Origin of the sequence: Cyclonatronum proteinivorum (assembly GCF_003353065.1) — a bacterium.
Lineage (GTDB): Bacteria > Bacteroidota > Rhodothermia > Balneolales > Cyclonatronaceae > Cyclonatronum > Cyclonatronum proteinivorum.
In genome coordinates this window covers 955,254-968,879 of the sequence record NZ_CP027806.1, presented here as the reverse complement: position 1 = coordinate 968,879, position 13,626 = coordinate 955,254, and the positions used below count along the sequence as shown (strand labels likewise).

Annotated in this window: 13 protein-coding genes; 4 read left to right on the top strand and 9 right to left on the bottom strand. The window is 51.0% G+C overall.

Features of this window, described 5'->3' with window-relative positions; genetic code table 11:
* Positions 1-310 precede the first annotated feature (310 nt).
* Both CYPRO_RS03735 and CYPRO_RS03730 read left to right on the top strand, forming a co-directional pair.
* Complete coding sequence (locus CYPRO_RS03735; protein ID WP_114985682.1) at positions 311-523, top strand: cold-shock protein; 213 nt, start codon at positions 311-313, stop codon at positions 521-523.
* A 286-nt stretch (positions 524-809) separates the two neighbouring features.
* Complete coding sequence (locus CYPRO_RS03730) at positions 810-2,015, top strand: hypothetical protein (RefSeq protein ID WP_114983349.1); 1,206 nt, start codon at positions 810-812, stop codon at positions 2,013-2,015.
* A 383-nt stretch (positions 2,016-2,398) separates the two neighbouring features.
* Here CYPRO_RS03730 and serC read toward each other — a convergent pair whose 3' ends face one another.
* Both serC and CYPRO_RS03720 read right to left on the bottom strand, forming a co-directional pair.
* Positions 2,399-3,469 (bottom strand): 3-phosphoserine/phosphohydroxythreonine transaminase, encoded by a 1,071-nt coding sequence (serC, locus tag CYPRO_RS03725; RefSeq protein WP_114983348.1) that lies wholly within the window; start codon positions 3,467-3,469, stop codon positions 2,399-2,401.
* 120 nt (positions 3,470-3,589) lie between these two features.
* Positions 3,590-4,798: a DUF1015 domain-containing protein gene (locus tag CYPRO_RS03720; RefSeq protein WP_114983347.1), complete on the bottom strand. Its 1,209-nt coding sequence runs from the start codon at positions 4,796-4,798 to the stop codon at positions 3,590-3,592.
* A 161-nt stretch (positions 4,799-4,959) separates the two neighbouring features.
* Here CYPRO_RS03720 and CYPRO_RS03715 point away from each other — a divergent pair, with 161 nt between their 5' ends.
* Positions 4,960-5,307: a DUF1844 domain-containing protein gene (locus CYPRO_RS03715; RefSeq protein ID WP_114983346.1), complete on the top strand. Its 348-nt coding sequence runs from the start codon at positions 4,960-4,962 to the stop codon at positions 5,305-5,307.
* Entirely contained in the window at positions 5,300-5,746 is a 447-nt protein-coding gene (locus CYPRO_RS03710; protein WP_114983345.1) for an NUDIX hydrolase, read from the top strand. The genes CYPRO_RS03715 and CYPRO_RS03710 overlap by 8 nt, the downstream gene beginning before the upstream one ends.
* A gap of 541 nt (positions 5,747-6,287) precedes the next feature.
* Here the strand turns inward: CYPRO_RS03710 and CYPRO_RS03705 are convergent.
* The 7 genes from CYPRO_RS03705 to proS form a co-directional block, all read right to left on the bottom strand.
* On the bottom strand, positions 6,288-6,944 hold the full coding sequence (locus CYPRO_RS03705) for an energy transducer TonB (RefSeq protein WP_114983344.1): 657 nt from the start codon (positions 6,942-6,944) through the stop codon (positions 6,288-6,290).
* Positions 6,945-7,113: 169 nt separating this feature from the next.
* Positions 7,114-7,548, bottom strand: coding sequence for a VanZ family protein (locus CYPRO_RS03700; protein ID WP_114983343.1), 435 nt, complete (start codon positions 7,546-7,548; stop codon positions 7,114-7,116).
* Positions 7,545-9,107, bottom strand: coding sequence for an NAD(P)H-hydrate dehydratase (locus CYPRO_RS03695; RefSeq protein WP_114983342.1), 1,563 nt, complete (start codon positions 9,105-9,107; stop codon positions 7,545-7,547). Before CYPRO_RS03695 ends, CYPRO_RS03700 begins: the two co-directional genes overlap by 4 nt.
* A gap of 27 nt (positions 9,108-9,134) precedes the next feature.
* Positions 9,135-9,752: a phosphatase PAP2 family protein gene (locus CYPRO_RS03690; RefSeq protein WP_124245510.1), complete on the bottom strand. Its 618-nt coding sequence runs from the start codon at positions 9,750-9,752 to the stop codon at positions 9,135-9,137.
* A 46-nt stretch (positions 9,753-9,798) separates the two neighbouring features.
* Positions 9,799-10,554 carry an HNH endonuclease gene (locus CYPRO_RS03685; RefSeq protein ID WP_114983340.1) on the bottom strand — a complete coding sequence of 252 codons (756 nt, stop codon included), beginning with the start codon at positions 10,552-10,554 and terminating at the stop codon, positions 9,799-9,801.
* 5 nt (positions 10,555-10,559) lie between these two features.
* Positions 10,560-11,858 (bottom strand): AAA family ATPase, encoded by a 1,299-nt coding sequence (locus tag CYPRO_RS03680; RefSeq protein ID WP_114983339.1) that lies wholly within the window; start codon positions 11,856-11,858, stop codon positions 10,560-10,562.
* 217 nt (positions 11,859-12,075) lie between these two features.
* A complete protein-coding gene (gene proS / locus CYPRO_RS03675) occupies positions 12,076-13,545 on the bottom strand; it encodes a proline--tRNA ligase (protein WP_114983338.1) in 1,470 nt (489 codons plus the stop codon).
* Positions 13,546-13,626 lie beyond the last annotated feature (81 nt).

Sequence of the window (13,626 nt, the reverse complement as noted above, 5' to 3'; positions counted from 1 at the left end):
GAAGGATGGGGATGGATGTTGTTTCATTACGCCCCTTTAGACGCCCTGCCGCGGCTTACGTTCGCACATTACGGCGGCAAAGTGGCTTTACCTAAACAGTCAGCACCATGAATTTTAATTGAATTCCGGCCTTACATTGCGCTAAGAGCCGTTTTTGGCGGGGTTTACAGCCCGTACAGAAATACTTTTTGTTTTGGCTTGTAATAAGGGTAAATTAGGTAAGCAATTTTGATACGCTTAAGTTGTATGGATGTACAAAGTATGGCGCAAGATTGTATCCGTTATATTTTACAACAAAATTTCAGTAATTATGTCAGCAGAACAAGTATCCGGCCGCGTTAAATGGTTTAACGATGATAAAGGCTTTGGATTTATCGAACAAGAAAACGGCCCGGATGTCTTTGTACATCACAGTGCTATTAACCTTCCCGGTTTCAAAACCCTTAAAGAAGGTCAGTACGTTACTATGAATGTAACCGAAAGCGCCAAAGGACTTCAGGCTGAGAACGTAAACCCTGAATAAGGTTTACACTCAGCTTCAATCTCCGGCCGCTTCTGCTTTTGCAGGGGCGGCTTTTTTTATGCCCTGTATTTTTTCCGGGCATGTTTGTGATTGCCCAAATAAAAAGTGTTAACACCCGAAAATGAATCCTGTGACTTATTTCGCGTCATACAAAGAGTACGGGACTGTTCATGCTTTGAAAGCCCTTAAGCCTGAATCTTGGCAATCTGAGCACTATAGCTGTCAGTTTCTTATATTGGCATTCAAATATCTGATTTACCCATCGGCTTAACGGTTTAGTGCTATCATGCTTTCAAGAGCTTTATTCTTCCTGACCTTTACTTTAGCTTTATCCGGGCTTTTTCCGCTACATGCGCAAACAGGGCAGGCTTCAGGCTCATTTTTCGGTGTAAACAGCGGCAGTGCGGGGACTTCGTTCAGCCCTGAGCTGCACTTTTACGGCGCTTTTCGGCCGGTTTTCACCCATGTTGAAACAACGGAACGCGATGGCAGCTCGGGGACCGTATCTGCGCTTAATGCGCGGCTGCACCTGGGCAGCCGGCTGGATGTGACCCCTGATTTCTGGCTGCAAACCCGGCTTGCTGTTCGGGTTGCTTCCAATCAGAACAACTTCCGCTTCATTTTTGAAGACCATACACCCGGAAGCGGCAGCTACCCCGCAGGCACCGCAACCTTTGACGAGCTGTTCGCGGCTTTTAATCTCACCCCAAGCCTGCACCTGCGCGCCGGACGCTTTCAGGCCCGCTACCCGCTCGCCGGTTTCATCCCTAAGGGCATGGACCGGTACTACGGGGCCAACCTGAGCATTGGTCATACCGATGGCCTGTGGCTCCGCTGGGATGCCCATCGGGACTGGCGGCTGCACGGGGTTGTGAGTCATAATGGCAGCCGTGGTTCTACGCACGCCGGCAGGTCACCCATGAACTTTCAGGATGATGCCGCACGCCTGTCCTGGTTTTTCAATGCCGAGCACCGCAACACGAGCGGCCTTTGGGTGCAGCGGGAGCTGAGTATTTCACACACATCAAATGTGATTCCCGAAGACGGTTCGCTTCAAAACTATACGGCGGTTACAGCTCGGGCCATGCTTCGGCTGCCCGTCCAAACCCGGTCCGGGGAGTTTTGGGCCGGCACTGAGCTGGGTGTCGTGCCCAACGCGCCCGGGATCGAAACGGTGACACCCGGTATCCGCAATGACCGCAGCTTCATTACCGGGGCAGCCGTGAGCTGGCAGGTTTCCGCCTATGCCAACGAAGTGCTGCCCGGACATCTGTTCGGCGTCCTTTACGGGGAAACCGAGCCGCATTGGCTGGTTTCATCGAGTTTCAGCGGGAACACAACCATGGCCGAGTTTCGTCACCGGTTTATCCTGTCCGATACCCTGAATTTTGAATGGCGAATCCGGTACCGCACGGATTTGTACCGGCCTTCAACCTCTGACCAAAGCCGTCAGATTGCCGACTTCTATGCCCGCTTCACCTACCGCTTTTAGTGCCCTATTGTTGATGATACCCATAGGTTGATGCCGGCCAGGAAAATCATAGGCATGCTGTGTGAACCATGCGGGTTAATAAATAGCGCGGGTTTTGGATGGTCAGATGAGATGTACTTCCATGCGACGGCTGGCGGTCATTTACGGGTCAGGACCAAAAAAAAGCAAGGGACCCATCTTAGGTTTGGGATCTTTCAATCTACCCCGTACCCCCTGATGTTCACGAAATTTTCCCCAAAAAAAACGACCGCTCAAATTTGTCACGGGATTGGGGCTCAGGCGCAGGGGCTTCGTTTTGCAGCTTGCGTACCAGCAAAAAAGCCCCGGACAGCGTGCTGTGCCCGGGGCTTTTTGTTTTTGGGATGCGGAATATCCGGACCGGCTTAGCGGCGGAATTCCTTCATGAAGGCGACGAGGGCTTCCACGCTTTCGGTTTCGCAGGCGTTGTAGATGCTCGCGCGGAATCCGCCTACGCTGCGATGGCCCTTGAGGCCCTTCAGGTTACGCTTTTCGGCTTCCTGCAGGAAAGCTTTGTTCAGCTCTTCATCTTTAAGACGGAAGGTCACATTCATGTGTGAGCGGGAGGCCGGCTCGGTTGTGCCGCTGTAGAAATCATCGGCGTCGATCTCATTGTACAGGAGCTGTGCTTTGTGCGCGTTGCGGCTTTCCATCTGCGCGAGTCCGCCATTTTTTTCGATCCAGGCAAGCACTTTGTTGAACATGTACACCCCAAAAACGGGGGGCGTGTTGAACATGGTGCCGAGATGCGTGTTGTAGTTGAGGATGGTCGGGATGCCGTCTTTCTTCCCTTTTTGGAGGAAATCTTTGCGGATGATGACGATGGTAAGCCCCGCAGGTCCGGCGTTTTTTTGGGCGCCGGCATAGATGATGCCGTAGCGGTTTACATCGAGCGGACGGCTCAGGAAATCGGAGGAGGCGTCGCACACCAGCGGTACACCGGCGGTTTCCGGCTCTTTGCGAAACTGCGTGCCGAAAATGGTGTTGTTGGATGTAAAATGAACGTACTCGGCACCTTCCGTGAGCGTGAGTTCACTGTCGGCAGGCACGCGGCTGAAATTGAGCTCTTCTGAGCTGTACGCTACATTTACGCGGCCGAAAAGTTTGGCTTCTTTAATCGCTTTTTTGGACCAGGTTCCGGTATTGATGTAGTCGGCGGTCTGTGAGGTTCCCAAAAAGTTGAAGGGCACCATCATAAACTGATGGCTCGCACCGCCCTGTAAAAAGAGGACTTCGAAATCGTCTCCCAGGCCCAGAATGCGGGTCAGGCGCTCGCGGGCCTGACGATCGACTTCAACATACTCGGCTCCGCGGTGACTGAGCTCGATGACGGATGAACCTGAACCAGCGAAATCCAGAAACTCCTGCTGTGCTTCCTGAAGGGTTTCGAGGGGAAGGGCGGCGGGACCTGCGCTGAAATTATGTGCACGTGACATAGCTAATAAATACTATTTTTGGATGATGGGTTTTGTGACTTAACTATTTTAAAGGGCGTCTTTATTCCGGGTAATTATTTTTTTCTGATGCTGCCGGCTGTGCGTCTAACACCGTTCGGATTAAAAACGATGCACCAGCAAGCCGGACCGGAGCTTGGGCTCAAACCAGGTTGATTTAGGCGGCATAAGCAAGCCGGCGTCTGAAACGTCCATCAGCTCCTGAATGCTTGTGGGATAAACGCTGAAGCCGACAGCTGCCTTCCCGCTGTCTACCAGTTTTTCGAGTTCAGCTGTGCCCCGAATGCCGCCGATGAATGAGATATTGGCGTCGGTTCGCGGGTTGCCGATACCAAAGTAAGGTTCAAAAACAAACTGCTGCAGCCGGGCGGCGTCAAGCACGCCAACCGGTCCGGCATTGGCTTCTACCGGCAGCCTAAAGCTGTACCAGCTTCCGCCGTAATATGCGCAAACCGTGCCCTTTTGCTGCGGTACCGGGTCTGTAACAGGCTGCAACGACAGTTCCTGCTTAAAGCGCGCAAACGCCGCGTCATCCGCCTGATGAATGACGCGGTTGTATGCGAGAATTTCCATCTGATTTTTGGGAAAGATGACGGCCGGGAAAAAATTGTAGGCTTCGTTGCCGGTGTGTCCGGGGTTTGTTGCGACCTTGTGCTCCACAAGCCGCGAAGCGCTCTTGCAGCGGTGATGGCCGTCTGCCACATACAGCGCATTCAGGCCGGAAAAAGCGTCTTTCAGCGGACCTTCCGCCGGCTGTTTCCAGATGGTGTGCTGCACGCCGTCGGGGGCCGTGAAATCGAAAAGCGGGCTGTCTGTTTGTGCTTCGGACAGCAAGCGCGTGATTTCGTCGGTTTCGCCGCAGGTGAGCATAACCGGCTCGGCATGGGCTTCCTGCTCACGAATGTGCCGGGTGCGGTCGTCTTCCTTGTCGGGGCGGGTAAGTTCATGCTTCAGGATGAGATCGTTGTCGTAGTCAGTAACGCTCACGCAGGTAAACAGACCGGTTTGGGCACGGCCTTTCCAAACAAGCCGGTAAACATACAACGCGGGGGCTTCTTCCTGCACCAGCAAGCCGCTGCTGCACATCTCTTTAAGTTTTTCGGCACCGGCCGCGTACACTTCATCCGAATGCTCATCAGTGCCTTCGGGGAAATTAATCTCGGGGCGGATGACGTGCAGAAAACTTTCGGGCAGGCCTTCGGCAAGCTCGCGTGCTTCGCTCGTGCTGATCACATCATAAGGCACGCAGGCGACCTGCGGTGCACGTGCGGGTTCGGGTCTCCAGGCGCGAAAAGGCTTGATGGTTATCATAAATAAACAAAATGGATTAGACCGCTTTCAGCTTTCGGGCAATGCTTGGGTGAAAAACGGTATATTAAGAAGTAATGTTAAACACGAACGCTGCCTGAAGCACCCGTCTCCGGGCAGCCCTGATAAGCCCGCTAAAATACAAAATTACGCTTCAAAGCTGTATGGAACTCCCTTTAAAAGAACTGCCGGAAGAAAAAAAACAAATGCTGCTCTTTATGATGCTGCTGCAGCAATACGAAAAAATCGCTTTGATGAATCTGGGGGAGATCCCCAACCCTGTTCACAATCAGAAAGAAGTGGACCTAAAAGCGGCCCGCTTTGCCACAGACACCATCAACATGCTGCGCAGCTACACCGCCGGCAACCTGAACGAAGACACCGCTGCCTATCTGGAAAGCCTGTACAGCAAAGTCAACGGCAAACTGCAGGAGCTGCTTCGGCAGGAAGCGCAACAAAAAAAGGACGACGCTGAACCGGAATCCGCCAACGGGACTGCCGGCAATGTCTGAAACCGATTATAAACCCGTCACCGCGGCAGGCGGCGTATTGTTCAAAGAAATCGCCGGTGAGCCACAGGTGCTCATGATTTACCGCAACGGCTTCTGGGATCTCCCAAAAGGGAAACTTGACGCAGGCGAAAGCATTCCCGAGTGCGCCATACGCGAAGTAGCGGAAGAAACCGGCTGTCCGCTGCCTGAAATCGTAACCGAACTCGGCACAACCTATCACAGCTACACGGATAAATGGGGCGATTTTGCCAAAACCACCTGGTGGTACGCCATGCAGACCGACGCCCGGAAATTCACCCCGCAGACCGAAGAAGGGATCACCAAGGTGTGCTGGATCGAAACCGACCGCGCGCTCGAAATCGCCGGCTTCGATAACCTGAAAGATATCCTGCTGCGCTTCAAATCCTGGTATCAGCATACCCGAACGCAACAGCATTAACCCAGATCAGAACCGTACTACGCAGGTCTTATTCCTGCCACCCTGCCGGACGACGAGCTTTACAGCCGGGCCTGGTTTTTTTATTTTTTGGGGGAAACTCAGTGAACATCACGGTCTTTCGCGGCAGGTTATGCATCCCAAACCTACGGCAAATGCGTTGCTTTTTTGGGTACGGATAGCGCTTCTGGCCGTCGGGGTCGGTTCAGGCAGATTTGACGACGAAATTTGCGCGGCCGCTTATCTTCAGATCAGGATTCTCCATGCTATCCCGCATTTTTGGCATTGAAAAGGATTTGATTACCTGAATGATAGTATAAATTAGCCTGGTGAAAAGCTGCGATTACTCAAATTTAAGTGTGATACAAAGGCTGCTCGCCGAGCGAAATGATTCCCGCGAAGAGAAATTCTATTGGTAAATAATGCGGGCTATGAAAGGCTGTGAACAAGCCCCCGGGCAACGTACTACCCCAAAATACCGGACATAAAAAAAGCTGTCTCCGAAAAGTCGGAAACAGCTTTTTTAATTTAAAGTCTGATGGAATTACTGCAGACGGAAAATTACAGGCTGCGTCATCTGAACGCGAACGGGGCGTCCGCGCTGCATGCCTGGGGTGAAACGCATTTGCGAAATCGCAGCAACTGCGGCTTCATCAAGACCACCGGCACCTGCACTTCTTACAACCTGTGGATTCTGTACACGGCCTTGCTCATCCACGATGAACTGAATGATCACACGACCTTCAATACCTGCACGACGGGCCATATCCGGATAGCGGAGGGCGTCATAAAGTGCTGCCTGACCGCCTACCATTTCAGGCATGTTTTCAACGACGACAAAAACTTCGTCTTCGAAATCATCGTCTGGTGGCGGAGGTGGTGGCGGAGCATCGAAGCCTGCATCCATATCGAGGAAGGCATCCATGTCGAGAAGATCATCATCGATGATGGCGTCATCCGGTACTTCAATAGGTACGGGAGGACGCGGTGGTGGTGGTGGCACCTCGATGATTTCGGTCTGTACAATATCTTCGATTTCGAGTTCGATACGTTCAATTTGCTCGATTACGAACTCGCCACCGAAATCCATGTTGAACTTAAAAAGCCCAACGGCTACGAGAAGCGCTATCACAAGACTGCTTTGCAGCGTAATCTGATAGTCTTTCCGTAAATCTTTTTCCGGTTTTTTCTTAGGACCCATGATTAATCAATAGAGTTAGTTGAGTAAGCGTGGATAAATATAGTGTATATTTATCAAAACACAAATTAAGCGCTAATATTTCAGCTGATTTCTTGTATCGGTAAACCCTTATTAAACAGCATTATCCGAATGCGATTAAAGGATTAGTAATGCAGCGGCCCGATCAACCTTACCCGTTACTTTTGTTTTTTGTGAGTTTAGCGGCCTTGGGAAGTTCGATATACAGCCGGCGGTACAGCCACAGCAACAGGCCCGCAAGTGAGACCCCAATGGTATTATACCCGATATCAGCAAGGCTTCCGGTACGGCCATAGGGCATCAGCGCCTGCATCATTTCGACCGTAGCGCCGAACAGAATGCCTATAATGAGCATCGCATATAGCGGAAAAAAGGGACGCTTGAAGAAAACAATCATCGTAAGGCCAAACAAAAAGGTCCAGCCACCAAACAAGATGATGTGCCCTAACTTTGGGTCTCCCCAACGCGCTGCGGTGACCAGCATATCTCCGGGGAAGAGTGTCAGGTATAAAGCCAGAATCATCCACCCGATCAGTAGCAAGGGCAAAACCGGTGAGATTTTGGTAAGAAGGCTATGCGGATTCAAAACATCCCTCCTGCTTCCGGCGCTGAAGGCGAAACCGCCGACTCATGCTGACAGGTTGCCCGAGCGTAGCTCTCCAGCATGGCGAGTGCACTCACATCCAGCATGCTTTCCGCTGTTACCGTGCTATCCGGAAGACGCGAGAGCATACCGGCCATAAGCCCGGCAAGGACATCTCCGAAACCGGTTCTCGAAAAAATGCGGGTATCATAAGTTGTAATGCGGCATTCATTCCGGGTTGCGAGGAGTGCCGGACTTCCCTTTGCCAGAAAAACCATGTTGTCGCGGCAGGGGAAATGATTCAGCGCCTGCGCAAGCTGCTCCGGCTGAGCTATGCTGAACCCAAGTAGCTGCTCCTGCTCGCCGGGGTGCGGGGTAACGATTAAGCGCAGGTCATCGGGAAGCTTCTCCGTATGACCGCTCAGCGCGCGGACGCCGTCAGCGTCGAGTACTACGGGTGCCTTTACCAATCGCAGGAGCTGCCGTACCGCCGCCGCGGTTTCAGGATGGGTGCCAAGGCCGGGTCCCAGAACCAATACTCCGGGCCGGGCTGCGATGACCTCGGCTACAGCACGAACGGCATCCGCTTTAAACAGCCCGCTACCGTCACCGGGAATCATTTTTCGGGTGATATCCACAAAATGCGCATCATAAGCGGGGGAGACTTCCGGTGTCGTGAACACCTGCACCGAGCCGCAGCCCGTACTCCACGCAGCTTTTGCGGTCAGAATCACGGCGCCGGTCAGACCCGGCGAACCGCCCAGCACATACACATTGCCGTTCTGATATTTATGGCGGACTTCGCGCCCCTCGCGGAGCTTCCTTAGCTTGTTTTCAAGCTGCGGCTTACCCCCGGGCGAAAGACTTCGAAGTACCGCACCTTCGGCCTCCCGCAGCAAATGTGCCGGAAACGGCAGCGGACAAAGCACGCGCTTTCCACTCAGCGCTGCCCCTCTGCCGAGATAACAGCCGGCTTTCGCGGTACCAAACATCAGGGTCGTATGGGCCTGCAGTGCGGTACCCATCACCGCACCGGAATCCGCATGAAGTCCGCTTGGGATATCCATCGCAAAAACCCGCGCCTGCCAGCGGTTGATTTCCGCTATCATCTCCGCGAGCGGTCCCGTCACGTCCCGCTGCAAACCTGTGCCGAAAAGGCCGTCAATGACCGTGCAGTACACGCGGCCAGGCAGGACTCCCTCAAAAAAGCGCAGCGGAAGTTCGGGATCGGCCTCCAGCATTTTTTCGAGTATGCGAAGATTTGCAGCGGCGTCTGCCGACATCCCCGTTTTGCCCAGGGCAAGACAGACATCAACCGAAAACCCCTTCATCAGCAGCAGGCGGGAAACCGCAAGGGCATCACCCGCATTATTGCCTTTGCCGCAAAAACTCAGGACACGCACTGGGCCGGGCTGCATCTCAAAGATGTGGTCCGCGGCCCGCTGCGCCGCAACTTCCATGAGCGTGAAGCCGGGTATACCGAGTTCTTCAATCGTGCGGCGGTCAATATCGCGCGATTGTGCTGCGGTAAAAAGCCGGTTTTCAAAGCCGGGAGGTATCATGCAGAATTTGAATTGGTATGGATGGTTTCAGACAGGATAAAATGCGAGAGAAATTGCTGCAACCAAAATCCCGAAAAGGAGTCCGGCAGCGGTTTGCGCAGGCGTGTGCGCTTTTAGGGTGATGCGCGCCCAAACGACACTGCCACTAATCAGCAGGCACAGGATTCCGATCAGGACTGAGACAGCAGGATCAAACAGCTGTACCCCCGCCCAAACCGCATAGCCCGAAGCGATTGCGATGGCCGTGCAGTGTATGCTTATTTTCCACCAAAGGGTGATGAAGGAGGCCACAATACTACTCCAAAGCAGGGCAAAAGCCGCATTTTGGATGAGACCGAAAGGACCATCAGCCCACATCAGCAACGCAAAGCCCGCAATATTGAGCACTATCCCAACCAGAAACGGAATGTGCCTTCGGCTCCGATTCCGGATTTCAAGGGATTCAATGCGTTTGGATTTCAGGAAAATCAGCAGTACTCCAAAAGGGAGCAACGCAAAGAAAACGACCGCTATCACCAGCAGCTTTTGGGCAGTACCCGGATCATGCCCGGCACGCCCCAGCAGCCAAAACAGCGGCAATACGAGCATCAGCGGATTAAACACCGTTGAAATCCATTGGGCTAAGGTGTGGTGGTTTGCGTGCAAAGCGGGGGGTGGCTGTTCAAACATTAAAAAAAATCAAAACGGTCTTTCATCTCTGTTGTGTTGAAGGATTGCGCTCAATTGTATTAAAGGATGGCGCTTCAAATGAACCAGCATGCGTTCCTTTGAATGGAATTATGTGTTTAGCTTCAGTAGCAATGCCATTTATGAGCGCATCAAGCACTTCCGGATGGCTGTAAAACTGATAATACCAAACGGAAAAGAAACCCCAGCCTTTAGCTAAATTCACGATGTTCTCAAGATCTGTTTCCCGGGGTGTTGCCTTGTACTTCTTCAATTGCCTGTTAGCAATATCTATTGTCGCTAACCTGCTTTCCCATCTGTCATCACCAAATTCAGCGTAATGCGGATGTCCAGGGTGTCTGTCCAAGCCCACTAAATCAATAAAAGCTTTAGTTTTAATTAAATCTGATTCGGTCACATTAGCCTTTATCCCGACTGTACCAGCTGCTGTAATTTCGATGAAGTGTAGTAAGTTATTTTGGTGAGGCAAATATGGGTTTGTCAGAGCAATATCTTTGTTGGACTTAATGCTATTACAATTGCTGCATGCCAATAAAAAATTATTCCAATCAAATTTAAGATCATCATAGATTAGACCGCCTTCCTTGTTTCTCACCTTTTGACCTTTTATGTGCTCAATGTGAAGAGAAGATCGGTCTATTTGTTTCTCACAGTACGAACAAAAAGAACCGATTTCGTTAACAAGATCGATTTTCGCTTTTCGCCAAGGCCGATAATGACCGGATGTTTTATCTTTCACTGACTTTACAACAGGTCTCATCGCAGCTATTGTTTGGGCAATTCTGACTCTAACAGGGCTACATAAGCCGGGTCTTTGCTATACTTGACCCTGAGACTATCCAACAGCCTCTTTGCTTTTGCTATTTCATCCGGAGACGCTTTGTCTTTTACTAAATCAAAATATTCCTTAGCTCTCATTTGCATTTCGGAAAAATGGATACTTCTTTTCACATTTAGAACACCCATTTCATTTTCTGAGATCTCTTCTACACTATACTTATCAGGATCATGATCAAGGCCTTTTACTTCGTCGAGATTAATAAGTTCGTCTGCCTTCAAACTTTGAACAATAAAAGGTGAATGCGTTGTAGCGACAAACTGAATGTTTTTAAACACCTTTTTCAGATCTGACACGATTCTTTTTTGCCAGTTGGGATGCAGGTGAAGGTCAAGCTCGTCAATTAAAACAAGACCGGGTGTATGGCTTACAGCATCATCGCCTAAATGAGGATTCAACTTAATACAGCGATAAGCGATATCTGCAACCATACCGATTAAATTTCGATATCCATCACTCAACTGACTAAATAACAACCTCTCCGGATGGTCACCTTTCCTGAAAATGCCGACTAAATCTTCGTCTTTAAAGCTATAGGACATGTCAGTCCAATGGTCATCGGGAATCATTGAAATAATGGCTTTTTTAAAGCTTTCAAGCAGGCTTTTCTCTTTCGGAGAGCCAAATTTCCTGATTTCGTCTTCGTAGGTTTTGTACCACGAAAGAAACTCTTTGCTTGATGATTTCGGAGAAAGGCATCTTGTATAGGCAAGCGCTACACCTTCCCCCTGTTTTTTGTAAACAGCTTTCTTTTCTTCGTGTTCAGCCCACAAACGTCCGGTACCATGATATGCAATTACAGGAAATGTAACGCCCCCGTTCTTTCGGCTTTCCTGCAACATCTCCGTAGCCAGAGACTCAATATTTTTAGCATTTACATAGGTTGTTGTGGTTTTCTGACTCAGTTTGTCAACCGTCCTTTTCCATCCTTCTTCCAGATAAATACCATTTACTTCCCCAATACATTCTATTTCTGCCGGAAGCTGTGGTCTTGGCTGCCCTTCAATCGTTTTTACCCTTACCTCTCTTTTATTTATTCCCCGTGCTTCATGTTTAGCAACATCTATGCCCCGCAGAAAGCTTCCGGCACAAATTGCAAGCGCGTCCAAAACAGTAGTCTTACCCTTTGCATTATCTCCTATAAAGACCGTAAATCTTGGGTTTAATTCAAACGTTTCGTCTGTAAAACCTTTGAAGTTGACTATTTTGACTTTGTCTATTCTCATTTATGCCAGGAATTAGAATGCTTAAAATTTATCTATGTAAATGCTTTTTGCTGGTTCCTGATTGATTTTTGAACGAAAATAACCGAAGAGCTACACTTATGAATTCATAGCTTTTGTTAATCGTCAAGAAGGGTACTTGTAATAACCAAAAAAAGATACATTTATCGGTTATAATACACATTCCGGTAAAAAAACGGGGTGATAAATAAACACCCCATCAATACGCGCGCGCGAACAACACCTTCTGCGCCGAAGGCTTGCCCGTGACCATGCAGTTGCCCGGGGTTTTGTCGCCGCTGAGCGGGATGCAGCGAATCGTCGCTTTGGTTTCTTCCTTGATACGGGCCTCGGTTTCGGCAGTGCCGTCCCAGTGCGCGTAAATGAAGCCGCCTTTTTCGTCAAGAATCGTTTTGAAGGCGTCGTAGCTGTCGGCTTCATGCGTGTTGGCCTGCATGCGTTCGCGTGCAGCGCTGAGGAGCTCCTGCTGCATGATTTCGAGCAGTGCGCTCACCGAGGTCACGACTGCGCTGCGTTCGAGCAGCTGTTTTTCGCGGGTATCGCGGCGGACACATTCAGCTTTTTGGTTCTCCACATCGCGGGGACCAACGGCAAGGCGCACGGGCACGCCCTCTGCTTCGTGCTGCGCAAATTTCCAGCCGGGCTTGTACTGATCCCGGGCATCAACCTTCACGCGAATGCCGGCCAGCTTGAGTTCATTTTTAAGCTCCTCAGCATAGGCGACTACGGCTTCGCGCTCGTCATCCTTTCGGTAGATCGGCACAATTACCACCTGCCAGGGTGCAATGCGCGGGGGGATGATGAGGCCGTCGTCGTCGGAGTGCGTCATGATAAGCCCGCCAATCAAACGCGTGGAGACGCCCCAGCTTGTCGCCCAGACGTGCTTCAGCTTGCCGTCACGGTCCTGAAAGGTGCAGTCAAAAGCCTTCGCAAAGTTCTGCCCCAGGAAATGCGAGGTTCCGGCCTGAAGGGCTTTGCCGTCCTGCATCAGGGCTTCGATACAATAGGTCTCGACCGCACCCGCGAAACGCTCGCTTTCGGTTTTTACGCCGGTAATGACCGGCATCGCCATGAACTCTTCTGCGAAGGTTCGATAGACCTCGAGCATCTGTTTGGTTTCGGCTACGGCTTCTCCTTCGGTCGCATGTGCCGTATGCCCTTCCTGCCACAGAAACTCCATGGTACGCAGAAACAGGCGGGTGCGCATTTCCCAGCGGACCACGTTCGCCCACTGATTCACCAGAATAGGCAAATCCCGGTAGGACTGAATCCAGCCGCGGTAGGTATCCCAGATGATGGTCTCAGAAGTCGGACGTACAATCAGCTCTTCTTCAAGCTTTGAGTCGGGGTCCACATCAACACCGTCCTCGGTGCTTACAAGACGGCTGTGCGTCACAACCGCGCATTCCTTGGCAAAGCCTTCCACATGATTCGCTTCCTTCGAAAGAAACGACTTCGGTATAAACAGCGGAAAATAGGCGTTTTCATGGCCGGTATCCTTGAACATTTTGTCGAGCGCATCGCGCATATTCTCCCAAAGCGCATAGCCGGTCGGCTTGATTACCATTGAACCGCGCACCGGGGAGTGCTCGGCCAGGCTCGCTTCTTTAACAATATCCTGATACCACTGTGAATAGTCTTTGCTGCGCGGCGTGATGTTCTTGGCCATAAAATCAGTTTTGGGTTTACATTAACCGGAAACAAGTCCGGTCGGTTAATAAAAGAATCAGCCTGCAAAGATAGCATTTTT